This is a genomic window from Pantoea sp. X-Soil-OKNW-556, assembly GCF_059730695.1.
Window position 1 is genome coordinate 3,505,965 of record NZ_AP035990.1, and the last position, 23,451, is coordinate 3,529,415.

Here is a 23,451-nt window from a genome sequence, read left to right on the forward strand (position 1 = left end):
TGCGTCTCCTTAGAAATAACCCTGACGTTTCTTCAGTTCCATCGAACCGGCCTGGTCGCGGTCAATCACACGGCCCTGGCGTTCGCTGGTAGTGGAGACCAGCATCTCTTCAATAATTTCCGGCAACGTTTGTGCTTCGGACTCCACCGCACCGGTCAGCGGCCAGCAGCCGAGGGTACGGAAACGCACCATACGCTGTTTGATTACTTCGCCCGGTTGCAGGTCGATGCGGTCATCATCCACCATCATCAACATGCCATCGCGCTCCAGTACCGGACGTGGTGCCGCGAGATACAGTGGCACAATCTCGATGTTTTCGAGGAAGATGTACTGCCAGATATCCAGTTCGGTCCAGTTGGAAAGCGGGAACACGCGGATGCTCTCACCTTTGTTAATCTGGCCGTTGTAGTTGTGCCACAGTTCCGGGCGCTGGTTTTTCGGATCCCAACGGTGGAAGCGGTCGCGAAACGAATAGATACGTTCTTTGGCGCGGGATTTCTCCTCATCGCGACGCGCGCCACCAAAGGCCGCATCGAAGCCATATTTATTCAGCGCCTGCTTCAGGCCCTCGGTTTTCATGATGTCGGTGTGCTTAGCGCTGCCATGCACAAACGGGTTGATGCCCATAGCGACCCCTTCCGGGTTACGGTGCACCAGCAGTTCTGCACCCATCGCCTTGACGGTGCGATCGCGAAACTCGTACATTTCGCGAAATTTCCAGCCGGTATCAACATGCAGCAGCGGAAATGGCAGCGTACCCGGATAGAAGGCTTTACGCGCCAGATGCAGCATCACCGAGGAGTCTTTGCCGATGGAGTACATCATCACCGGATTACTGAACTCGGCCGCCACCTCGCGGATGATATGGATACTCTCTGCCTCCAGTTGGCGCAGATGAGTGAGTCGGTTTTGGTCCATAATTTTTCCTCAAGCCAAATTGACAACGGCGGACTCGCGAGTCCCCTGCTGTGCTGAATGTTGAAACCAGGCGAGTTGCCCGTGCAAATTCACAACTTCACCAATCACCAGCAAGGCTGGCGTCGGCGCGACGGCGGCCAGCGCCTCCAACTGATCTAAGGTGCCGGTCAGCACCTGTTGATCCTGACGCGTACCGCGACCAATCACCGCGACAGGTGTCGCCGGATCGCGCCCATGTTCTATCAGTCCGGTGGCTATTTCCGCCGCCTTCACCGTGCCCATATAGATCGCCAGCGTCTGACGTGCGCGTGCCAGTGACGGCCAGTCGATGCCGTTGCTGTCTGCGCGGCACTGACCGGTAATAAACATCACGCTTTGCGCATGGTCACGGTGAGTTAAAGGGATACCGGCATAGGCAGTTGCGCCTGCGGCTGCGGTAATACCCGGCACCACCTGAAACGGGATACCGGCAGCTTTGGCGGCCTGTAACTCTTCGCCGCCACGGCCAAAAATAAAGGGATCGCCACCTTTCAGGCGCACCACGCGTTTACCTTGCTGCGCCAGTTGCACCAGCAGGCGATTCGTCTCTTCCTGTGGGACAGAATGAGCACCGGCGCGTTTGCCAACACAAATCCGGTCAGCATCACGACGCACCAGTTCCAGCACCTCGTCACTGACCAGATGGTCATACAGCACCACATCGGCCAGTTGCATGACCTGCAAGCCACGGAGCGTCAGCAAACCACTGTCGCCAGGGCCTGCACCCACCAGGGTAATTTCGCCCTGATTGTCACTGTCGTTTTCCAGCTCGCGATCCAGGGTGCGACGCGCTTCATTGACGTTACCCGCTGCCATCTGGCTGGCAAACAGGCCGTTAAAGGCTCGTTCCCAGAAACGGCGGCGTTCTGACATCTGACGGTAACGCTGTTTCACTTTGTCACGCCATTGCCCGGCAACCTCGGCCATTTGCCCAAGGTTGGCCGGCAGCAGCGCTTCAATTTTTTCGCGCAGCAGGCGAGCCAACACCGGCGCGGTGCCACTGGAGGAGATCGCCACCACCAGCGGCGAACGATCGACAATCGAGGGAAAGATAAAGCTGCATTTCGGCTGGTCGTCCACCACGTTCACCAGCTTGTGACGCGCGTTGGCTGCTTCAAATACCTGGCTGTTGAGGGCGTTGTCATCGGTGGCGGCAATCACCAGAAACACGCCATCCAACTGCGCCTCATCAAAGGTCTGTGCAATCCACTCAATCGCCGCAATCTCATGCAGCGCCTGCAACTCATGGCCCAGCTCACGCGCAGCGACCAGCACGCGTGCCCCGGCGCGTCGCAGCAGCTCGATTTTGCGCGCAGCAATGTCGCCACCGCCGACAACCAGCACCGGACGGTTTTTGAGATCGGCAAAAAGAGGCAGATAATCCACGTTAACCTTGTCAGTTTTACAATAAGTTAACGCGACTATACGTCCCTGCCTTCTGGCAGATGAAATTACGAATTGGAATGAGTAGTTACCGAATGGAATAACGGGCCGGGATTGTTGAGAACATTTTGTGCTTAGCAAATGATATTGCTGGCGTTTCGGAGCAATTCAAATTGTGTAATACCGGTCACAGTTTCATACTAAAGCAGATTTTTTTTAGCATGACGGGATGTCAGAAAAGGACACATTATGTTTGCCACCCTCCGCCGCGCCCTGCTGGCAGCAGTGATAGCGGGCGGTTTTCCTCTCCTTGCTCAGGCCACAGACAGCGTACCCGGGCAGTTTGCCGAACAACAATTGCGCCATATCGCAACCTATTTTCCAGGCCGGATGAGTGGTAGCCCGGCAGAGCTGATGACGGCGGATTACCTGCGTCAGCAGTTCACTCAGCTAGGTTATCAGAGCAATACCCGTCAGTTTAATACCGGTTATAACTGGCGCGAAAAACAGGGTCAGATGCGCTGGCACAAAGTCACTGCCACTTCAGTGATCGCCGCGCGTGCCGGTAGCGCGCCACAGGAGATCCTGATCGTGGCGCATCTTGATACCTGGACGCCACTCAGCAGCCGTGAAACCGACAACAACCTTGGCGGTCTGCGTTTACAGGGCGTGGATGACAACGCCTCCGGCCTTGGCGTAATGCTGGAGCTGGCGCAACAGTTAAGCAAAACGCCGTTGCATTATGGCGTGCGCTTTGTGGCGCTGAGTGCCGGTGAAACCGGGCTGCACGGGATGGATGATTATCTGTCGCGTATGGATGCCAAAGAGAAGAAAAACACCCTGTTGGTGATTGATCTGAACAGTTTGATCGTGGGTGATCATCTCTACTTTAATAGCGGGATCAATACCCCCTCCGCCGTGCGTAAGCAAACCAGCGGCCGTGCCGTGCAACTGGCGCACCGTCTGGGGATATCTGCTGTGACCCATACCTTAACCGCACGGGATTATCCGGGTGTGAATCCCTTCGATAAAGCCGGGTTGCCGCTGCTGGACGTGACGGCCAGCAACTGGGCGCTGGGTAATAAAGATGGCCAACAGCAGCGCGCACGCAGCCGCCACTTCCCGGATGGCAGCGTACGCCACCAAACCGAACGTGATAGTTTGAACTATCTCGACCACTGGCTACCGGGGCGTATCACGCAACGCACGCGTGATAGCGTGAAAATTCTGTTGCCACTGCTCACCGAGCTGGCGAATCCAACAACCTGAGGATCTGATATGTACGTAGTTTATCTGAACTATTTCCGCCCGGTGGCCGAAGTGGAAACGCTGCTCGCGCCACATATTGAGTGGCTGGATCGCTATTTCGCCAGCGGCGCGTTTATTGCGGCTGGACGTAAAGATCCGCGTACCGGCGGCATGGTGCTGGTGAAGGATATGGAACGTGCTGAGTTGGATGCGATCCTGGCGGAAGACCCCTTTGTCGCGGTGGCGAATTACGACGTAACCAAGGTGAATGTGACGCGTGCCAGTGAGGCATTTGCGGCATTAACTGGAATTTAATCACTGAACCGTAGCGGCGCGATAAATCGCGCGTCTTTTAAACACCGCGCGATAAATCGCGCCGCTACGGTGAGAAGATTAACCTTCGTGAAGGCCGCACTCGCGCTTCAGCCCAAAGAAACGTGTTTCCTCTTCCGCCATCCCCGGCTCCCACTTCTTGGTGGTATGCGTATCTCCGACAGACAGATAGCCTTCGTCCCACAATGGATGGTATTTCAGGCCATGCTGTTTCAGGTACTGATGTACCTGGCGGTTATCCCAGTCGATAATCGGCAGCACTTTAAATACGCCACGCTGAATCGCCAGCACCGGCAAATGCGCGCGGCTGCCGGACTGATCGCGCCGCAGACCCGCAAACCAGGTTTGCGCTCCTAACGTTTCCAGCGCGCGGTTCATCGGTTCCACTTTGTTGATTTGGTTGTATTTCTCGATCCCTTCGACGCCCTGCTCCCACAACTTGCCGTAGCGTGCTTCCTGCCAGGCCGGTGAGGTTTCCGCACGGAACACCTGGAGATTCAGGTTGAGCTTATCGGTCAGTTCATCGATAAAGCGATAGGTTTCCGGGAACAGATAACCGGTATCCGTGAGGATCACCGGAATATCCGGCTGTTGTTGCGTCACCATATGCAGCAACACCGCCGCCTGAATACCAAAGCTGGAGGACAGCACAAACGCGCCAGGCAACTGCTTCAGTGCCCAGCCCAGACGCTCTTCTGCCGATTGTTTTTCCAGCTGCGCGTTGGTTTCCGCCAGCGCCATCACACGATCAATTTTGGGTAAATCATTCAGTGCTGCGAGATCGAGTACCGTCATACTGCCTCCGGGTCCCAAAAATCACGGGCGGGGTCAACCACTGGCTTCACGATGCCCGCGCGAATCACGAAGTCGCCAAAACCTTCTTCACCGTTACGCTCTTTCGCCCAGCGTCCAACCAGCTCATCAATGCTGGCGAGGATCTCCCCTTCGGTGATGTTCTCTCGATACATGCGCGGAATACGGGTGCCGATGCGGTTGCCGCCAATATGCAGGTTGTAACGACCTGGTGCTTTACCCACCAGACCGATTTCGGCCAGCATGGCACGGCCACAGCCGTTAGGACAACCGGTAACGCGTAACACTATGTGCTCATCACCCACGCCGTGGCCGTGCATGATCTCTTCGACCCTGGTCACAAATGAAGGCAGGAAACGCTCGGCTTCAGCCATCGCCAGCGGACAAGTTGGGAAAGATACACAGGCCATCGAGTTTTCACGCTGCGGCGTCACCTGCTCCATCAAACCGTGTTCACGAGCAATGGCTTCAATCTGCGCTTTCTGTTTCTCCGGCACGCCCGCCACAATCAGGTTTTGGTTAGCGGTGAGGCGGAAATCGCCCTGATGTACTTTGGCGATTTCGGCAATGCCGCGCTTCAGTGGACGGCCCGGATAATCCAGCAGACGGCCGTTTTCAATAAACAGCGTCAGGTGCCACTTCTTATCGACGCCTTTGATCCAGCCAATACGATCGCCACGGCTAGTGAATTCGTACGGACGCGTCGGACCGAAAGTGATACCGGCACGTTTTTCCACTTCAGCTTTAAAGGTTTCCACGCCCACGCGCTCCAGCGTGTATTTGGTTTTGGCGTTTTTACGATCGGTACGATTGCCCCAGTCACGCTGGGTGGTCACCACCGCCGCCGCGACATCAAGGATCTTCTCCACCGGCAGGAAACCAAACTCGCTGGCGGTGCGCGCATAGGTGGCTTTGTTACCGTGATCGATCGACAGGCCACCGCCCACCAGCAGGTTAAAGCCCACCAGTTTGCCCTTCTCGGCGATGGCGATGAAGTTGAGATCGTTAGCGTGCAGATCCACGTCGTTATGCGGCGGGATCACCACCGTGGTTTTGAACTTACGTGGTAGGTAAGTTTCACCGAGGATCGGCTCCTCATCGGTGGTGGCAACCTTCTCCTGATCCCACCAGATCTCAGCATAGGCGCGCGTTTTCGGCAGCAGATGCTCCGACAGTTTTTTCGCCCACTCGTAAGCTTCCTGATGCAGCGCCGACTCCACCGGGTTCGAGGTACAGAGCACGTTACGGTTTACGTCGTTGGCCGTTGCTAACGCATCGAGACCCACTTCATGCAGCATCTGATGCGTCGGTTTCACGTTCTTCTTCAGAATGCCGTGGAACTGGAACGTCTGGCGGTTGGTCAGGCGGATGCTGCCATAAATGGTTTTTTCGGTGGCAAACTTATCAATCGCCAGCCACTGGGTTGGCGTGATGATGCCGCCCGGCAGGCGGCAGCGCAGCATCATGGCATGACGCGGTTCGAGTTTCTGCGCCGCACGTTCCGCACGGATATCACGATCATCCTGCTGGTACATGCCGTGGAAACGGATCAGCAGGAAGTTATCGCCGTTAAAGCCACCGGTCAGGCCATCGTCGAGATCTTCGAGAATGGTGCCGCGCAGATAGTTGCTTTGTTTTTTCAGACGCTCGGCGTCAACAAGCTTGCCTTCAACGACCAGCGGTCCAGGGTGTTTTTCACTCATTAGTAAACGTCTCGCTGATAACGGCGCTCAATGCGCAGCTCACTTAAAAACTCGTCAGCCGTTTCACGATCCATTGCACCGTGCTCGACCACCACATCCAGTAATGCCTGCTCAACGTCTTTCGCCATGCGATTGGCGTCGCCGCAGACGTAAAGGTGTGCGCCCTCTTCGATCCAGCGCCACACTTCCGCACCTTTAGCGCGGATCTTATCTTGTACGTAAATCTTCTCCGCCTGATCGCGCGACCAGGCAAGGTCGATATTGGTCAGCAAGCCGTCTTTGACATACTTCTGCCATTCAACCTGATACAGGAAATCGTCGGTGAAGTGTGGGTTGCCGAAGAACAACCAGTTTTTACCGCCTGCACCCTCATTATCGCGCTGCTGCATAAAAGCGCGGAACGGCGCAATACCGGTGCCCGGACCGATCATAATCACCGGGGTTTCCGGGTTGGCAGGCAGACGGAAGTTATCGTTATGTTCGATAAACACCCGGATGTCACTGTCTTCTTCCAGACGATCCGCCAGCCAGGTGGAAGCACCGCCACCACGCTGACGTCCCTCAATCTCGTAGCGCACCGCACCCACCGTGATATGCACTTCAGTCTCGTTCTCGGCCTGCGAAGAGGCGATGGAGTAGAGGCGTGGCGTCAAAGGACGCAACAGGCTGGTCAACTGTTCTGCATTCAATTCAGTCGGAGCCTGACGCACCATATCGACAATCGGCAGGCTCTGTGCGTAGTGCTGGAGTTTCGGCTTATCACCAACCAGCGCCAGCAGCGCGTCGTTACGTGACAACGCGGCGTAGTGTTCAACGATCTGCGGTGTATTAACCGTCAGCTCAAAATGACGTTGCAGTGCCTCCGCCAGCGGCAAGGTCTCACCGTGGATCGTCACCGGCTCATCGCCTTTCAGCCACAACAATTCCAGCAACTCTTTAACCAGCGCCGGATCGTTTTCAAACCAGACACCGAGGGCATCGCCCGGCTGGTAACGCAGACCGGAATCACCGAGATCGATTTCGATATGACGTACATCTTTATCGGAATCACGGCCAGTAATTTTCTGGTTTACGGCAAAGCTGGCAGTCAGCGGAGCTTCTTTGCTGTAGGGGCTGCTGTGGATTTCATTAATGCTACCCGCAGCGGTTACTGCTGCCACGGCTGGCGCTTCGCTCGGCACTCGCGCTTTGAGGATGTCGGTGAGCTGCTTACGCCAGGCGCTTGCCTGCTCCGCATATTCCACATCGGCATCGACGCGATCCAGCAAACGTTCTGCGCCCAGTTCAGCCAGACGGCTGTCGAAATCCTTACCGGCTTTGCTGAAGAATTCGTAGGAGGTGTCGCCCAGGCCGAATACGGCAAAGGCGGCGCCGTTCAGGGTCGGCGCTTTTTTCGACATCAGGAATTTATGTAACGCCACTGCTTCTTCAGGTGGCTCACCTTCGCCCTGGGTGGAGGTCACCACCACCAGCAGTTTTTCCTGGCCGATTTGTTTAAATTTGTAGTCACCGGCATTGACCAGATTGACGTTCAGTTTTGCCGCCAGCAGGTCATCACGCAGATGTTCCGCCAGGCGACGGGCATTGCCGGTTTGCGATGCGGAGATCAACAGGATGGTCGGCGCCTCGGCCTGCACCGGTGCCGGTGTGGCAACGGCACCAGGCGTCTGGTTGACCATGCCCCAGAAATAACCCGAAAGCCATGCCATTTGGGTGGTAGAGAAATCGGTAGTCGCTGCCTGTAAGCGCGCGAGTTGCTCCGGGGTTAGCGGCAGCAGTGAACCTGGGGGTGCCTGAGTCGTCATCGCGTTAAAAATTCCAGTATCAGAAGTCCGGACCGTAAAATGGCGGAAGAGTGAATAGGTTACCGGCCCGTATATTAACGATTAAATAAAGCTTCGACATAATAAATAACCAAAATGACTAAGTGGTTTTTCGGGTAATGCTAACCAGCAAAAGTGGTAAATAAAGCAATTTATATTCAACGAGTTAATTTATCGCTTCGTCAGGCTGAGTGCGTAAAATGCCCTGTTCAGCGGTAACGGGTGCTAAAAATCTGTATTTCAGGTAGACTTCAGCGGATTTTATGTTGAGGCCATTATGTCTACCACGTTGTTTAAAGAGTTCCAGTTTGAAGCGGCGCACCGCTTACCTCATGTACCTGAGGGGCATAAATGCGGTCGTTTGCACGGCCACTCCTTTCTGGTGCGGCTGGAAATTACCGGGGAAGTGGATGCTTATACCGGTTGGGTTATGGATTTTGCAGAATTGAAAGCGGCCTTTGCACCGCTCTATGATCGCCTCGATCATCACTATCTGAATGACATTCCCGGTCTGGAGAATCCCACCAGTGAAGTGCTGGCAAAATGGATTTGGGATGAGATGAAACCGATTCTGCCAGAATTGAGCGCTGTGATGATCAAAGAAACCTGCACCGCAGGTTGTGTCTATCGCGGCTAGAAATCGTAGCGGCGCGATTTATCGCGCTTTTGCATTGGCGCTGCGGCCCAAAGATGCGCGATAAATCGCGCCGCTACGGGTGTCATCAGGCAATATTGAGATATTTGTGAGTCTGCATCGACAAACGCCAGTTACGGGCGATGCAGGTTTCAATGCACAGTTTGGTCGCCGCATCACCCCGGCTGATCGGCTGTAACGCGATAATACGCGGTTTCTCGTCATGCAATCCCGCCAGCAGCGCATCCAGCGCTTCAATATCCCGCACGCGCGCCACCGGATGTTTAATTTCATCAGCCCGCTGCATCGCCTGCGGCAGCACATCATAGCCACCGCGCATATTCACCTTAGGTGAAACCGTCACCCAGGTAGCGTCGGAACAACGAATTTCATGGGTACCACTGGTTTCAATCTGGCAGGCAAAGCCCGCTGCTTCCAGTGCGCTGGTCAGTGGGCGTAAATCGTAGATGGCCGGTTCACCACCGGTGATCACAATGTGGCGTGCCGTCCAACCCTGGCGCTGAATCGTCTCCAGCAGCATCGCCGGGTCAGCGTTGCCCCAGGCGTCGCTTTCCACTGTTTTGACCAGAATGTCACCAAGCGAGGTCTCCCGATCTGCCAGCTTATCCCAGGTATGTTTGGTATCACACCAGCTACAGCCGACCGGACATCCCTGCAAACGGATGAACAGCGCCGGAACGCCCGTGTAAAAACCTTCGCCCTGTAGTGTCTGGAACATTTCGTTAATCGGGTAGTACATTTTTTACTCACTTCACTCATTCAAGGCGCAGATTATGGCAGATCTGTCACCGGTAACAACAGCGGCTTTACGTCAAAAATGCAAAAGCCCCGCCGAAGCGGGGCTTAGCAACAGGCGACACTGCCTTACGGCAGCATCAGCAGGCGATTACGCCTGGCCTTTAACTTCTTTCAGACCGTTGAAAGGTGCTTTAGCACCCAGCGCTTCTTCGATACGAATCAGCTGGTTGTATTTAGCAACGCGGTCAGAACGGCTCATTGAACCGGTTTTGATCTGGCCAGCCGCAGTACCTACCGCCAGGTCAGCGATGGTTGCATCTTCGGTTTCACCTGAACGGTGAGAGATCACCGCGGTGTAGCCTGCGTCTTTTGCCATCTTGATAGCAGCCAGAGTTTCGGTCAGAGAACCGATCTGGTTGAATTTGATCAGGATGGAGTTAGCGATGCCTTTCTCGATACCTTCTTTCAGGATCTTGGTGTTGGTTACGAACAGGTCGTCACCAACCAGCTGGATTTTGTCGCCCAGTACTTTGGTCTGGTAAGCAAAGCCCGCCCAGTCAGACTCGTCCAGACCGTCTTCGATAGAGACGATCGGGTACTGTTTGGTCAGATCTTCCAGGAAGTGAGTGAACTCTTCAGAGGTGAATGCTTTACCACCTTCACCGGCCAGCACGTATTTACCGTCTTTGTAGAATTCAGATGCCGCGCAGTCCATCGCCAGGGTGATGTCTTTGCCCAGCTCATAGCCTGCTGCTTTTACCGCTTCCGCGATAACAGCCAGGGCTTCGGCGTTAGAACCCAGGTTCGGCGCGTAGCCACCTTCGTCACCCACTGCGGTGTTCATGCCTTTGCTTTTCAGCACTTTCGCCAGGTGATGGAAAACTTCAGAACCCATACGGATGGCTTCTTTTACAGTCTTCGCGCCAACCGGCTGAATCATGAATTCCTGGATGTCGACGTTGTTGTCAGCGTGCTCACCACCGTTGATGATGTTCATCATTGGCAGCGGCATAGAGTATTTGCCCGGGGTGCCGTTCAGTTCAGCGATGTGCTCATACAGCGGCTGACCTTTAGAAGCCGCAGCCGCTTTTGCCGCAGCCAGAGAAACGGCCAGAATGGCGTTTGCACCGAAGTTGGATTTGTTCTCAGTACCGTCCAGCTCGATCATGATCTTATCGATGTTCGCCTGGTCTTTGGCATCTTTGCCTTTTACCGCGTCAGCGATCGGACCGTTAACCGCCGCAACCGCTTTGGTCACGCCTTTGCCCAGGAAACGAGATTTGTCACCGTCACGCAGCTCCAGCGCTTCGCGAGAACCGGTTGATGCACCTGACGGGGCAGCAGCCAGACCAACGAAACCACCTTCCAGATGCACTTCTGCTTCTACAGTCGGGTTGCCACGGGAGTCGATAATTTCGCGACCGATGACTTTTACGATTTTGGACATTCGATTTTCCTCAGTACAAGTTAGTCAATCCTAAGACAAACAACGCGCGAAAACTTCGCGCGCTGCTCGTGAAACTTACTTCGCTAACCGCTTCTGGTATTCCTGCGCCGCTTTAACAAAGCCAGCAAACAGTGGATGACCATCGCGCGGGGTCGACGTGAATTCCGGGTGGAACTGACAGGCCACAAACCACGGGTGGTTTGGAATCTCAATGATTTCGACCAGTTGATCGTCACCGGAACGGCCCGCAATGCGCAGACCCGCCGCTTCAATCTGCTTCAACAGCATATTGTTTACTTCATAACGGTGGCGGTGACGTTCAGTGATCACGTCTGAGCCGTACAGCTGGCGTACTTTGCTTTCCGGCGTAAGCTGACACTGCTGGCTACCCAGACGCATGGTGCCGCCCAGATCGCTCTGCTCGCTACGCACTTCGACGTTGCCTTCTTCGTCACGCCATTCGGTGATCAGCGCAACCACCGGGTACTTACAGTCTGGCACAAATTCAGTTGAGTTGGCGCCAGCCATACCCGCCACATTGCGGGCAAATTCCATCAGTGCAACCTGCATTCCCAAGCAGATACCGAGGTAAGGCACGTTGTTTTCACGCGCGTATTGCGCGGTCATCAGTTTGCCTTCCACCCCACGGTAGCCAAAGCCACCCGGAATCAGGATAGCATCCAGATCTTTCAGTAATTCGACACCACGCGTTTCAACATCCTGCGAATCGATCAGCTTGATGTTAACGGTGACGCGGTTTTTCAGGCCGCCGTGTTTCAGCGCTTCAATCACGGATTTGTAGGCATCCGGCAGTTCGACATATTTGCCGACCATACCGATGGTCACTTCGCCGCCCGGATTAGCTTCTTCGTAAATCACCTGCTCCCACTCGGCCAGGTTGGCTTCCGGGGCATTCAGGTTGAAGCGTTTGCAGATGTAGTCATCCAGACCCTGTGATTTCAACAAACCCGGGATCTTGTAGATGGAGTCGACATCTTTCAGTGAAATAACCGCTTTTTCCGGAACGTTACAGAACAGCGCGATTTTGGCGCGTTCGTTAGCCGGTACGGCGCGGTCAGAACGGCAGATCAACACATCCGGCTGAATCCCGATGGAGAGCAGTTCTTTTACCGAGTGCTGCGTTGGCTTGGTTTTTACTTCGCCTGCGGCAGCCATGTACGGCACCAGCGTCAGGTGCATATACATGGTGTGTTCACGGCCCACATCGACCGCCATCTGGCGAATCGCTTCGAGGAACGGCAGTGACTCGATATCCCCCACGGTGCCGCCGATTTCCACCAGAACGACGTCGTGACCTTCGCCACCTTCAATGATGCGTTCTTTGATGGCGTTGGTGATGTGTGGGATAACCTGAATGGTCGCGCCCAGATAGTCGCCACGACGCTCTTTGCGCAGCACTTCTGAGTAGATACGACCGGTCGTAAAGTTGTTGCGACGCGTCATTTTGGTACGAATGAAGCGCTCATAGTGACCCAAATCCAGATCGGTTTCGGCCCCGTCATCGGTGACAAAAACTTCACCGTGCTGAGTTGGGCTCATGGTACCCGGATCGACGTTGATATACGGATCGAGTTTCATGATGGTCACATTCAGACCACGCGCTTCAAGGATGGCTGCGAGGGAGGCTGCGGCAATGCCTTTCCCCAGAGAGGAAACGACCCCGCCGGTCACAAAAATATAGTTCGTTGTCATGCTGAACCTGAGAGTTTAGGTTTAAAGACGGTGGAATAACCAGGACGGGAAAACAGTATACCTGAAGTCGTCACCTGCCACAATTGATCAATCACCACCCTCTCCTCCTACGCAGTGCAGCGGGTAACATAGCGGATAGCCAGGGTTGAAATGTTGACGCACGTCACAAAGTCACCGCATGGCTGAATCGAGTAAGCTCAAGCGGCGATTTTATGCACAACGCTGGAATAATCAACAAATCGCAGCGGATCATGTTACTCCTTGTTCTCACTGAGTTTCACCTGTTGCCAGGCTTCTTCCATCTGCTCCAGCGTGGCGTCACTCATCGCCATCCCCTGCGCGCCAATCAACGTTTCCACCTGGCGAAAACGGCGTTCAAATTTGTCGTTGGCCTTCTGTAGCGCCACTTCCGCTTTGCTGCCAAGATGGCGAGAAAGATTTACCGTAGCGAATAATAAATCGCCGATTTCTTCCTCAAGTTTGTCACTGTCGACCACCGCCTGCTGCGCTTCATGCATCACTTCGTCAATCTCTTCATGCACTTTATCCAGCACCGGCCCCAGGCTATTCCAGTCGAAACCGACGTTGCTGCAACGTTTCTGGATTTTGTGCGCACGCATCAACGCGGGCAGCGCTTTAGGGATATCATCCAGCGCCGAATGCTGTGCTTTTTCCGCACGCTCGCTATGTTTGATGGCTTCCCAGTTTTTCAGCACCTCCTGCGCGTCCTCCGCTTTGACATCGCCAAAGATGTGCGGATGACGGCGTTCGAGTTTATCGCTGATAGCGTTGCAGATATCTTCAAAATCAAAGCGCTGCTGCTCGTTGGCCATTTGCGCGTAAAACACCACCTGGAACAGCAGGTCGCCTAATTCTCCACGCAGATCATCAAAATCTTCACGCTGGATGGCATCGAGTACTTCGTAGGTTTCTTCCAGCGTATAAGGCGCGATAGAGGCGAACGTTTGCTGACGATCCCACGGGCAGCCTTGCTGCGGATCGCGCAGGGTTTGCATGATGGTGAGCAGGCGTTGGAGGGCATTCATGGGCGGATCCTTTAAGAATAAGTTGGGTGCGGTCGGTTACCCTCACCCCGGCCCTCTCCCATAAGGGAGAGGGAGATATGCGGCTGATCGGTTCCCTCTTCCATAAGGGAAAGGGAGATATGCGGCTGATCGGTTCCCTCTCCCATAAGGGAGAGGGAGATGTGCGGCTCGATCAGTTCCCTCTCCCGCTTGCGGGAGAGGGTTAGGGTGAGGGTTAAGGTGAGGAGAAAAATTAGTGTAACCGCCGTGCGTCGATAATATCCGGCACCTGGTTCAGTCGAGCCAGTACGCGGCCCAGCACCTGCTGGTTATAGATCTCGATATCCATATCAATGGTTGCCAGTTGCTTGCGGGTATCGCTGCGGCTGGAGACGCCCAGCACGTTCACCTTCTCATTCGCCAGAATCGTGGTGATATCACGCAGCAGACCGCTACGGTCGTTCGCTGTGACACGCACCACCAGCGAATAACCACTGGAATAACTTTCGCCCCACACCGCATCGACAATGCGCTCCGGCGCATGGGAGATCAGCTCAGCCAACTGGTCACAATCGGCACGGTGGATCGAGATGCCACGTCCCTGAGTAATAAAGCCGACGATATCGTCGCCCGGAATGGGCTGACAGCAACGAGCGATGTGGTGCAGCAGGTTGCCGACCCCTTCCACCACCACGCGGCCGCTCTCTTTACGCGCTGACGGCGTATACGATTTCTGCGTCAGTTGGCGCAGTGCTTCGCGATCTTCCTCTTCCGCGCTCGGCTTATTCAGCTTGCCTTGCAGGAAGTTAACCATCTGATTAAGGCGAATATCGCCACCGCCAATCGCCGCCAGCAACTCATCCAACGAGGTGACGTTATAGCGCGGCAGCAGCAGTTTCTCCGCCTCACGCAGGCTGATATCCAGCTGCGTCAACTCCGTATCCAGTATCTGGCGACCAGCAATAATATTCTTGTCGCGATCCTGCTTACGGAACCAGTTGTGAATCTTCGAACGACCACGGCTGGTCGTGATATAGCCGAGGTTCGGGTTAAGCCAGTCGCGACTCGGGTTTGGCTGCTTCTGGGTGATCACCTCAACCTGGTCGCCCATCTGCAACTGATAGGTGAACGGCACGATGCGCCCACCAATTTTCGCGCCGATGCAGCGGTGGCCGATATCGCTGTGGATGTGGTAGGCGAAATCGAGCGGGGTTGAACCGGCAGGCAAGTCCACCACATCCCCTTTCGGGGTAAAGACATAAACGCGATCGTCAAACACCTGACTGCGCACTTCTTCCAGCATCTCGCCAGAGTCCGCCATCTCTTCCTGCCAGGTGATTAACTTACGCAGCCAGGCGATACGTTCTTCATGGCCCGCCGCACCGCGTGTATTGCTGCTGGTCGGCCCTTCTTTGTATTTCCAGTGCGCCGCAACACCCAGCTCGGCATCTTCATGCATCTGACGGGTACGAATCTGGATTTCTACCGTTTTGCCCTGCGGCCCCAGCACCACGGTGTGGATGGACTGATAACCATTAGGCTTCGGGTTGGCGACGTAGTCGTCAAACTCGCTGGGCAGGTGACGATACAGGGTATGCACCGTACCCAGCGCACCGTAGCAGTCCTGCAAACGTTCCGCGACGATACGCACCGCGCGCACGTCGAACAACTCATCAAACGCCAGCGATTTTTTCTGCATCTTGCGCCAGATGCTATAGATGTGTTTCGGACGGCCATACACCTCAGCACGCACGCCCTCTTTCTGCATCTCTTTACGCAGGTTATCGACAAAGTTTTCGATGTACTGTTCACGATCGATACGCCGCTCATGCAGCAGCTTAGCAATACGTTTGTATTCATCGGGATGGAGATAGCGGAAGCAGTAATCTTCCAGCTCCCATTTGAGCTGGCCGATACCGAGGCGGTTAGCCAGCGGCGCATAGATATTGGTGCTTTCTTTCGCGGCGAGGACGCGCTCATCTTCCGGCGCGTCTTTCATTTCACGCAGGTGAGCGATACGTTCCGCCAGCTTGATGACGACGCAGCGGAAATCTTCCACCATCGCCAGCAGCATACGGCGCACGTTATCGACCTGTTCAGAGGCCATCGAGTCGTTATGGATCGCTTTCAGCTGACGGATTGCATCCATATCGCGCACGCCATGCACCAGCGAAACAATGCCTTTGCCGACGGTTTGCTCCAGCTCTTCTTCGCTGACCACGTCGGCATTCGCCAGCGGGAAAATCAGCGCGGCACGCAGGCTGTCGATATCCATACTCAGCATCGAGAGAATTTCCACCATCTCGATACCGCGCCACAACAGCAGAGCTTGATCAGGATGGTCGTGCGTTTCGGCTTCACAGTAGCGCCAGGTGTCAGCCAGACGCTGACAGGATTGCGGGTTAGCAATACCCAAACTGGCAATCCACTGGTCGAGGGCAAACTCCCCCGCCGTATTTAAATGCGCACTTCTAACCGCAACCATATCCTCTCCTGCCACAGCGACTTAGGTGTCGCTTATGTTTTGCTGAACAGCACCATGGATTCGAGATGGCTGGTATGAGGGAACATATCCAGCATCGCGACCCTTTCCAAATGGTAACCCGCTGACAGTAATGTCTGACTGTCGCGGGCAAGTGTTGTCGGGTTACAAGAAACATAGACCACGCGTTCCGGCGCAAGTTTAACAATGTGCGACATCACACCCGCCGCCCCGGCACGCGCCGGGTCCAGTAACACCTTATTAAATCCCTGCGCAGCCCATGCCTGGCGCGCAACGTCTTCCTCCAGGTTATGCTGGAAAAAACGGACATTTTTCAGATTATTCAGGTCTGCATTATACGCTGCCTGCCGTACTAATGCTGCAACGCCCTCCACACCAACGGCATTTTCTACGAACTTTCCTATAGGCAATGTGAAGTTGCCCATGCCGCAAAACAGATCCAGCACCCGGTCCTGTGGCTTCAGGTCGAGCCAGTCGATGGCTTTCGCTACCATTTGCTGATTCACCCCATCATTCACCTGAATAAAATCCTGTGGGCTGAAGGTCAGTTGCAGGTTGAATGAGCGATAAAACGGCGTATCAGGCTTCAGGGCTGTCAGATCATCGCTACCATCAGCGAGATACAGCATCAAATCATGTTCATGCGAAAAGCGTTCCAGTTTTGCACGATCGTCTGAGGACAATGCATCAAGATGGCGCAGCACCATCAGCGGGCCATTATCCGCCAGCACCAGTTCAACATGGCCCAGACGTTTCACCGCATTTAAGCCACTGAGGCAGTGGTGCAGAGGCCGCAATAACGCTTCAAGTTCGGGCGCCAGAATGGGGCATTGCGTCAACTCCACCAAATCATTGCTGGCCGCCTGGCGAAACCCCATCTGCAAACGCTGCTGTTTTGGGTGCCACTGCAACCCCAAGCGCGCGCGACGACGATAACCCCAGGCGTGGCCGCTGATAATTTCATCGACGCGCACCGGCAAAGGGGCGTCACGACTCAGCATCCTTGCCAGCGCCTTGGCTTTGCTTTGTTCCTGCAACGCCACCGAGACATGCTGTTGCTGGCAACCGCCACACACGCCAAAGTGCGGGCAGCGCGGTGCCACTCGCTCTGCACTGGGATTGGTGATACGCGTAGCTTTTGCGCGCGCGTACTGGCGTTTATCTTCCAACAGCGTCACTTCAGCCTGCTCGCCGGGTAGCGCACCGCTGACAAACATCGCTTTGCCATTATGGCGCGCAACACCTTGTCCAAAGGGATCAAGGTCTTCGATAGTGACGGTAATACGTTGCCTGGTCGTCACCCGCTGTTTTGCGGAGTAAAATTGCGCCATAGTGTTGTAAATTCTCTATTCTGATTGGGTTGTGCAGTTTGCACAGGGATAAACTTGCCAGGAGTCGCCAGGCCTTAATTATGACCAAATACAGCCTGCGGGCGCGAATGATGATCCTGATACTGGCGCCAACGCTGATGATTGGCCTGTTGCTCAGTACTTTTTTCGTGGTTCACCGCTATAACGAATTGCAGCATCAGGTCCAGGATGCGGGTGCGAACATTATCGAGCCGCTGGCGGTTTCCGCCGAATATGGCATGACATGGCACAACCGCGATGCGATACGCGAACTGGTCAGCCTGCTGCATCGCCGACATTCCGATATTGTCCGTGCGATTACCGTTTTCGACAACAACAATCACATCTACGTCACCTCAAATAACAACCAGAACCTCAGTCTGGTGCAGAAAGAGGATATCTCCACGCTGGAAGATGGCGTCTCGGTTGAACGTCGTGGCAACCTGATGGTGCTCCGCACGCCGATCGTGTCGGAGCGCTATTCCGTCGATGAACTGCCGCGCGAAGATGCAAAGCCCACCGGCAATCCGCTGGGTTATGTGGCGATCGAGCTGGATCTGCAATCAGTACGTCTTGAGCAATACAAAGAGGTGTTTGTCGCCACCCTGCTGCTGCTGTTTTGCCTGTGTATCGCCATGCTGTTCGCCTACCGCCTGATGCGCGACGTCACTGGTCCGATTCGTAATATGGTCACCACCGTGGACCGCATTCGCCGGGGACAGCTCGACAGCCGTGTCGAAGGCTACATGCTGGGCGAGCTGAGCATTCTGAAGAACGGTATCAACGCGATGGCGATGTCGCTGACCGCCTACCATGAAGAGATGCAGCAGAATATTGACCAGGCAACGTACGACCTGCGGGAGACGCTGGAGCAGTTGGAGATCCAAAACGTCGAGCTGGATCTGGCGAAAAAACGCGCCCAGGAAGCGGCGCGCATCAAATCCGAATTCCTGGCTAATATGTCGCATGAACTCCGCACGCCGTTGAACGGGGTGATTGGCTTCACCCGCCAGATGCTGAAAACCGGCCTTAGCACCAACCAGCGCGATTATATGAGCACCATTGAGCGCTCCGCCGCCAACCTGTTGAGCATCATCAATGACGTTCTTGATTTCTCCAAGCTGGAAGCGGGCAAACTGGTGCTGGAGTCGATCCCCTTCCCCCTGCGCGCCACGCTGGATGAAACCCTGGTGTTGCTGGCGCCTTCTGCTCACGAGAAAGGGCTGGAAATCACCGTTTGCCTGGAACAACAGGTGCCGGACAATGTCATTGGCGATCCCCTGCGCCTGCAACAGATTCTGATTAACCTGATCGGCAACGCCATCAAGTTTACCGAACAAGGGCATATCGACCTGCGCGTTGAACTGCGCAATACCAACACCACGCGTGTCGCACTGGAAATTCAGGTGCACGACACCGGCATTGGTATTTCCGATCAACAACAAACGCAGCTATTCCAGGCATTCCGTCAGGCGGATGCCAGCATCTCGCGCCGTCACGGCGGCACCGGACTGGGTCTGGTGATCACCCAGAAGTTGGTACATGAAATGGGTGGCGAAATCGCTTTCCACAGCCGCCAGGGCGAAGGGTCGACCTTTTGGGTTCATATCCAACTGGATCTCAATCCGAATGCGCCCCCGCATCCGCGTGCGCTGGAGGATTTGCGTCCCTCCCTGTTGGCCTACATCGAGCCGCATCCGGCGGTGGCAAAAGCGGTACTGGAGATGCTGAGCGGCACCCCGTTGCAGGTACATCATGCCGCCACGCTGGAAGAATTGGGCGATGCCCACTTCCCGCTCTTGTTGATGGGGCTTCCGGTTGACGGCAAAACCACATCGGCCTTACCGGATGACCTGATCACGCACCTGTTAAGCCGCGCCGATTCGGTGTTGCTGGCGCTCCCCAGTGAAATGATGTTGCATGCCGATGAACTGCGTGCCCGCGGCGTTGCCGGTTGCCTGACCAAACCGGTATCGCTGACACGCCTGTTACCGATGCTGCTCGACTTCCACAGCCGACAACGCGAAGCCCTGCCGCGTGGGGCACGCCAACCGTTGACGGTGATGGCGGTAGATGACAATCCGGCCAACCTGAAGTTGATCGGTGCCCTGCTGGAGGAACAGGTCGAACACATCATTCTGTGCGACAACGCCGAACAGGCGATTCGCCAGGCACGTCTGCGCCCGCTGGATGTGATTCTCATGGACATTCAAATGCCGGAGATTGACGGTATCCGCGCCAGTGAGATTATCCGCAGCCTGCCGTTGCATGCAGCAACGCCGATTGTGGCGGTCACTGCCCATGCGCTGGATGGCGAACGCGAGCAGTTGATCAATGCCGGGATGAACGATTATCTGGCGAAGCCGATTGATGAGGATAAACTCAGCCAACTGCTGCAACGTTATGCGCCGCGTAACGTCGCTCTCAGCTCACCCGCCCCGGCGGTGGCCCCTTCACTGGATTGGGCGTTGGCATTACGCCAGGCAGCACATAAAGAGGATCTCGCACGCGATCTGTTGCAGATGCTGCTGGATTTCCTGCCAGAAGTGGCGCAGCGCGTGGAAGAGTGTATGGAAAATAACGATGTGACCGGGCTGCGCGAAATCATTCACAAGCTACATGGCAGCGCCAGCTACAGTGGCGTACCGCGTTTGAAGGAACTGTGTCGGCAACTGGAAAAGAGTCTGCATCAGGAAAGTGATATTGCTGCGCTGGAGCCGGAATTGCTGGAGTTGAGCGACGAGATGGAAAACGTGGCACGCGAAGCGCGCACGTTGTTGCAGGTATAATTCCCCCGTATCACGCAATTTCATGCGCGATACGGGAAAAACCGGCGCGATAAATGGCGCCGCTACAGGCTGTTGCCAACCTTAATCGTTGCCGCCACGTTACGAGCCGTCAGACGCACATTCTGCGCGGCATTCGTCAGCGCTTCTTCCAGCGAGCAGATACCAAACAACACGCTGAACACGGCATCCAGCCCATGTTCATGTACTACGCCCACATCGGCCGTCAAACTGCCCGCAATGCCGATGACCGGCTTATTAAATCGTTTTGCCACCTGCGCCACACCAATCGGCACTTTGCCGTTGATGGTCTGGCTGTCGATGCGACCTTCACCGGTAATCACCAGATCGGCATCATGCACCTGCTCGGCAAGGCCCAGCGCTTCGGTAACAATCTCGATACCGCGACGCAGGTCAGCCTGGCAAAACGCATGCAGCGCCGCACCCATGCCGCCTGCCGCACCGCCCCCCGCAATATGCAGTACATCAATATCCAGGTCGCGATGAATAATATCGGCGTAATGCGCCAACGCCCGATCCAATTGCTGTACCAGCTCAGGTGTCGCCCCCTTCTGCGGGCCAAACACCGCCGAAGCCCCTTGTTCTCCGGTGAGCGGATTGGTCACATCACATGCGACTTCGAAACGACACTGCCGAATGCGCGCATCGAGGCCAGCGATTTCAATGCGGGCTAACTGTGGCAAGGCCCCGCCGCCGTAGGCAATCTCGTTGCCCTGCTGATCCAGCAAACGCGCGCCAAGCGCCTGCATCATGCCCGAGCCGCCATCGTTGGTGGCGCTACCGCCAATACCAATGATGATATGTCCCACCCCACGATCCAGCGCGTTCTTGATCAGTTCGCCAGTACCAAAGGAGGTGGTAATCAGTGGGTCACGATGTGAGGTTGGCACCAGTTCCAGGCCGCTGGCCGCCGCCATTTCGATAAACGCGGTGCGGGCATCACCCGACAAACCGTAAAACGCATCAACAGGCTCACCCAGCGGTCCGGTGACCGTCAGCCTGACAATGCTTCCCTGCGTTGCCGCCACCATCGCTTCTACCGTGCCTTCACCACCGTCGGCGACCGGTATTTTTACGTAGTCAGCTTCAGGGAAGATGTCGCGGAATCCCGCTTCTATCGCTGAAGCCACTTCCAGGGCGGATAAACTCTCTTTATACGAATCCGGTGCGATAACGATTTTCATAGGCAATCCGAGCGCGGTTGATGACGGAAATCCGTCCTGCTAAGGCAACCTGGCTGTCCGGTATCAGCGATACCGGACGCGCGAGCTACCGGGTAATCTCAACTTTCGCTAATTTTTCATAATAGCAGGCCAGCGCACTGTGGTCGGCGGTACCCAGACCGTCGGCCTTCAGCGCCTGCATCATCTCCATCACCGCAGCGGTCAGCGGCAATTGCGCACCCACGCCATGCGAGGTGTCCAGCGCATTAGCCAGATCCTTGATGTGCAGATCGATGCGGAAGCCCGGCTTGAAGTTGCGGTCCAGCACCATCGGCGCTTTGGCATCCAGCACCGTGCTGCCTGCCAGACCACCACGAATCGCCTGATAGACCAGTTCCGGGTTTACACCCGCTTTGGTCGCCAGCGACAGCGCTTCAGACATTGCGGCAATATTCAGCGCCACAATCACCTGGTTTGCCAGCTTGGTAACGTTGCCCGCACCGATATCACCGGTGTGGACCACCGAACCCGCCATCGCTTTCATGATGTCGTAGCACTGATCAAACACCGCTTTATCGCCGCCAACCATCACCGACAGCGTGCCTTCAATTGCTTTCGGCTCACCGCCGCTGACCGGCGCATCCAGCATCTTGATGCCTTTCACTGCCAGTGCGTCGTGGACTTCACGGCTGGCCAGTGGCGCAATGGAGCTCATATCAATCACGATCAGGCCGGGTTTCGCACCATCAATGATGCCGTTCTCGCCCAGACACACTTCTTTCACCTGCGGTGAGTTTGGCACCATGGTGATCACCACATCTACCAGCTGCGCCACCTCTTTCGCGCTTTTCGCGACTGTAGCCCCCAGCTCAACCAGCTCGGCTTCACTTGCTGCGTTGTTGTCACGTACCACCAGCGAATAGCCCGCTTTCAGCAGGTTTTTACTCATCGGTTTGCCCATGATGCCCAGGCCGATAAATCCAATTTTCATTACGTTGCCCCTTGGTCAGTTACTTCTTAAATTTGTCGCACAGCGCCTGTGTGGCGTTGCGGAAAACACCCAGATCGCTGCCAACGGCAACAAAACTGGCTCCCCATTCCAGATAACGACGGGCGTCGGCTTCTACCGGAGCCAGAATGCCGCTCGGCTTACCCGCCGCTTTGGCGCGTTCAAAAATGTATTTAATGACTTTCAGTACTTCCGGATGAGCAGGCTGGCCGAGATAACCCAGCGCAGCAGAGAGATCGCCCGGTCCCACGAAAATGCCATCCACACCTTCCACCGCAGCAATGGCGTCAATGTTGTCCACCGCCAACTGGGATTCGATCTGCACCAGCACCGTGATGTTGTCGTTGATGGTGGCGTTGTAATCCGGCAGCGTGCCGTACATGTTGCTACGGTGCGATACCGACACACCGCGAATACCGGCTCCCGGATAGCGGGTGGAGGCGACGGCGCGCGTTGCTTCTTCCGCCGTCTCAACAAACGGAATCAGGAAGTTATAGAAACCGATATCCAACAGACGCTTGATGATGATCGGTTCGTTGCAGGGTGGACGAACCACCGGTGCGCTGTGGCTGCCTTTCAGCGCCATCAGTTGCGGAATAAAAGTGGTGATGTCATTCGGCGCGTGTTCGCCATCCAGCACCAGCCAGTCAAAACCCGCCAGCCCCAGGACTTCGGTGGTGATTGGGTTGGCCAGCGCACACCAGCTACCAATCAGGGTTTCTCCTGCCAGCAAACGGCGACGAAACGCATTCGGCCAGGCTGTATTGCTCATTATCTTGACT

The 23,451-nt window shown here is 55.5% G+C and carries 18 protein-coding genes; 4 read left to right on the forward strand and 14 right to left on the reverse strand.

Going from position 1 to position 23,451, the window contains the following annotated elements:
- Positions 1–9 precede the first annotated feature (9 nt).
- Positions 10–918 (reverse strand): sulfate adenylyltransferase subunit CysD, encoded by a 909-nt coding sequence (cysD, locus tag AC6I8T_RS16425; RefSeq protein WP_021184526.1) that lies wholly within the window; start codon positions 916–918, stop codon positions 10–12.
- Positions 919–927: 9 nt separating this feature from the next.
- The gene (cysG, locus tag AC6I8T_RS16430; protein WP_497834147.1) at positions 928–2,343 is read right to left on the reverse strand and encodes a siroheme synthase CysG; all 1,416 of its coding nucleotides are present in this window, start codon (positions 2,341–2,343) and stop codon (positions 928–930) included.
- A gap of 246 nt (positions 2,344–2,589) precedes the next feature.
- Between cysG and AC6I8T_RS16435 the strand changes: the two genes are divergently transcribed.
- Together AC6I8T_RS16435 and AC6I8T_RS16440 are read left to right on the forward strand one after the other, a co-directional pair.
- Positions 2,590–3,609: an aminopeptidase gene (locus AC6I8T_RS16435; protein WP_021184528.1), complete on the forward strand. Its 1,020-nt coding sequence runs from the start codon at positions 2,590–2,592 to the stop codon at positions 3,607–3,609.
- Positions 3,610–3,618: 9 nt separating this feature from the next.
- The gene (locus AC6I8T_RS16440) at positions 3,619–3,903 is read left to right on the forward strand and encodes a YciI family protein (protein ID WP_208723732.1); all 285 of its coding nucleotides are present in this window, start codon (positions 3,619–3,621) and stop codon (positions 3,901–3,903) included.
- 78 nt (positions 3,904–3,981) lie between these two features.
- Here AC6I8T_RS16440 and AC6I8T_RS16445 read toward each other — a convergent pair whose 3' ends face one another.
- From AC6I8T_RS16445 to cysJ, 3 genes are read right to left on the reverse strand one after another with little or no spacing between them, the layout of a single operon-like run.
- Positions 3,982–4,716, reverse strand: coding sequence for a phosphoadenylyl-sulfate reductase (locus AC6I8T_RS16445; RefSeq protein WP_021184530.1), 735 nt, complete (start codon positions 4,714–4,716; stop codon positions 3,982–3,984).
- The gene (cysI, locus tag AC6I8T_RS16450) at positions 4,713–6,437 is read right to left on the reverse strand and encodes an assimilatory sulfite reductase (NADPH) hemoprotein subunit (RefSeq protein WP_208723731.1); all 1,725 of its coding nucleotides are present in this window, start codon (positions 6,435–6,437) and stop codon (positions 4,713–4,715) included. The genes AC6I8T_RS16445 and cysI overlap by 4 nt, the downstream gene beginning before the upstream one ends.
- Positions 6,437–8,242, reverse strand: a complete 1,806-nt coding sequence (gene cysJ, locus AC6I8T_RS16455) for an NADPH-dependent assimilatory sulfite reductase flavoprotein subunit (RefSeq protein ID WP_208723730.1) — start codon at positions 8,240–8,242, stop codon at positions 6,437–6,439. The genes cysI and cysJ overlap by 1 nt, the downstream gene beginning before the upstream one ends.
- Positions 8,243–8,534: 292 nt before the next feature.
- Here cysJ and queD point away from each other — a divergent pair, with 292 nt between their 5' ends.
- Positions 8,535–8,897 (forward strand): 6-carboxytetrahydropterin synthase QueD, encoded by a 363-nt coding sequence (gene queD / locus AC6I8T_RS16460; protein ID WP_190274667.1) that lies wholly within the window; start codon positions 8,535–8,537, stop codon positions 8,895–8,897.
- Positions 8,898–8,982: 85 nt separating this feature from the next.
- On the opposite strand, the gene queE is transcribed toward queD, so the two are convergent.
- The 6 genes from queE to rlmD form a co-directional block, all read right to left on the reverse strand.
- Positions 8,983–9,654 carry a 7-carboxy-7-deazaguanine synthase QueE gene (queE, locus tag AC6I8T_RS16465; RefSeq protein ID WP_208723729.1) on the reverse strand — a complete coding sequence of 224 codons (672 nt, stop codon included), beginning with the start codon at positions 9,652–9,654 and terminating at the stop codon, positions 8,983–8,985.
- Between the two features lie 147 nt (positions 9,655–9,801).
- Positions 9,802–11,100 carry a phosphopyruvate hydratase gene (gene eno / locus AC6I8T_RS16470; RefSeq protein WP_013510243.1) on the reverse strand — a complete coding sequence of 433 codons (1,299 nt, stop codon included), beginning with the start codon at positions 11,098–11,100 and terminating at the stop codon, positions 9,802–9,804.
- A 75-nt stretch (positions 11,101–11,175) separates the two neighbouring features.
- Entirely contained in the window at positions 11,176–12,813 is a 1,638-nt protein-coding gene (gene pyrG / locus AC6I8T_RS16475; protein ID WP_036626558.1) for a glutamine hydrolyzing CTP synthase, read from the reverse strand.
- Positions 12,814–13,067: 254 nt separating this feature from the next.
- On the reverse strand, positions 13,068–13,859 hold the full coding sequence (gene mazG, locus AC6I8T_RS16480; RefSeq protein ID WP_208723728.1) for a nucleoside triphosphate pyrophosphohydrolase: 792 nt from the start codon (positions 13,857–13,859) through the stop codon (positions 13,068–13,070).
- Positions 13,860–14,091: 232 nt separating this feature from the next.
- Positions 14,092–16,323 (reverse strand): GTP diphosphokinase, encoded by a 2,232-nt coding sequence (gene relA, locus AC6I8T_RS16485; RefSeq protein WP_021184537.1) that lies wholly within the window; start codon positions 16,321–16,323, stop codon positions 14,092–14,094.
- A 32-nt stretch (positions 16,324–16,355) separates the two neighbouring features.
- Positions 16,356–17,672: a 23S rRNA (uracil(1939)-C(5))-methyltransferase RlmD gene (rlmD, locus tag AC6I8T_RS16490; protein WP_208723727.1), complete on the reverse strand. Its 1,317-nt coding sequence runs from the start codon at positions 17,670–17,672 to the stop codon at positions 16,356–16,358.
- Between the two features lie 80 nt (positions 17,673–17,752).
- On the opposite strand from rlmD, the gene barA reads away from it, so the two are divergent.
- Complete coding sequence (gene barA / locus AC6I8T_RS16495) at positions 17,753–20,479, forward strand: two-component sensor histidine kinase BarA (protein ID WP_497834148.1); 2,727 nt, start codon at positions 17,753–17,755, stop codon at positions 20,477–20,479.
- A 62-nt stretch (positions 20,480–20,541) separates the two neighbouring features.
- Here the strand turns inward: barA and AC6I8T_RS16500 are convergent, their stop codons facing one another.
- From AC6I8T_RS16500 to garL, 3 genes are all read right to left on the reverse strand, one after another.
- Positions 20,542–21,681, reverse strand: coding sequence for a glycerate kinase (locus tag AC6I8T_RS16500; RefSeq protein WP_208723725.1), 1,140 nt, complete (start codon positions 21,679–21,681; stop codon positions 20,542–20,544).
- An 85-nt stretch (positions 21,682–21,766) separates the two neighbouring features.
- Positions 21,767–22,651, reverse strand: coding sequence for a 2-hydroxy-3-oxopropionate reductase (gene garR, locus AC6I8T_RS16505; RefSeq protein WP_021184541.1), 885 nt, complete (start codon positions 22,649–22,651; stop codon positions 21,767–21,769).
- Between the two features lie 19 nt (positions 22,652–22,670).
- The gene (gene garL, locus AC6I8T_RS16510) at positions 22,671–23,441 is read right to left on the reverse strand and encodes a 2-dehydro-3-deoxyglucarate aldolase (RefSeq protein WP_021184542.1); all 771 of its coding nucleotides are present in this window, start codon (positions 23,439–23,441) and stop codon (positions 22,671–22,673) included.
- Between the last annotated feature and the right edge of the window lie 10 nt (positions 23,442–23,451).

What these genes read in the sequence shown, in the direction of transcription:
- AC6I8T_RS16445 (WP_021184530.1), bottom strand. Translation starts at nt 4,716, where the DNA reads ATGACGGTACTCGATCTCGCAGCACTGAATGATTTACCCAAAATTGAT.
- AC6I8T_RS16500 (WP_208723725.1), bottom strand. Translation starts at nt 21,681, where the DNA reads ATGAAAATCGTTATCGCACCGGATTCGTATAAAGAGAGTTTATCCGCC.
- garR (WP_021184541.1), bottom strand. Translation starts at nt 22,651, where the DNA reads ATGAAAATTGGATTTATCGGCCTGGGCATCATGGGCAAACCGATGAGT.
- relA (WP_021184537.1), bottom strand. Translation starts at nt 16,323, where the DNA reads ATGGTTGCGGTTAGAAGTGCGCATTTAAATACGGCGGGGGAGTTTGCC.
- barA (WP_497834148.1), top strand. Translation starts at nt 17,753, where the DNA reads ATGACCAAATACAGCCTGCGGGCGCGAATGATGATCCTGATACTGGCG.
- mazG (WP_208723728.1), bottom strand. Translation starts at nt 13,859, where the DNA reads ATGAATGCCCTCCAACGCCTGCTCACCATCATGCAAACCCTGCGCGAT.
- AC6I8T_RS16440 (WP_208723732.1), top strand. Translation starts at nt 3,619, where the DNA reads ATGTACGTAGTTTATCTGAACTATTTCCGCCCGGTGGCCGAAGTGGAA.
- AC6I8T_RS16435 (WP_021184528.1), top strand. Translation starts at nt 2,590, where the DNA reads ATGTTTGCCACCCTCCGCCGCGCCCTGCTGGCAGCAGTGATAGCGGGC.
- cysD (WP_021184526.1), bottom strand. Translation starts at nt 918, where the DNA reads ATGGACCAAAACCGACTCACTCATCTGCGCCAACTGGAGGCAGAGAGT.
- garL (WP_021184542.1), bottom strand. Translation starts at nt 23,441, where the DNA reads ATGAGCAATACAGCCTGGCCGAATGCGTTTCGTCGCCGTTTGCTGGCA.
- cysI (WP_208723731.1), bottom strand. Translation starts at nt 6,437, where the DNA reads ATGAGTGAAAAACACCCTGGACCGCTGGTCGTTGAAGGCAAGCTTGTT.
- queE (WP_208723729.1), bottom strand. Translation starts at nt 9,654, where the DNA reads ATGTACTACCCGATTAACGAAATGTTCCAGACACTACAGGGCGAAGGT.
- rlmD (WP_208723727.1), bottom strand. Translation starts at nt 17,672, where the DNA reads ATGGCGCAATTTTACTCCGCAAAACAGCGGGTGACGACCAGGCAACGT.
- cysJ (WP_208723730.1), bottom strand. Translation starts at nt 8,242, where the DNA reads ATGACGACTCAGGCACCCCCAGGTTCACTGCTGCCGCTAACCCCGGAG.
- eno (WP_013510243.1), bottom strand. Translation starts at nt 11,100, where the DNA reads ATGTCCAAAATCGTAAAAGTCATCGGTCGCGAAATTATCGACTCCCGT.
- pyrG (WP_036626558.1), bottom strand. Translation starts at nt 12,813, where the DNA reads ATGACAACGAACTATATTTTTGTGACCGGCGGGGTCGTTTCCTCTCTG.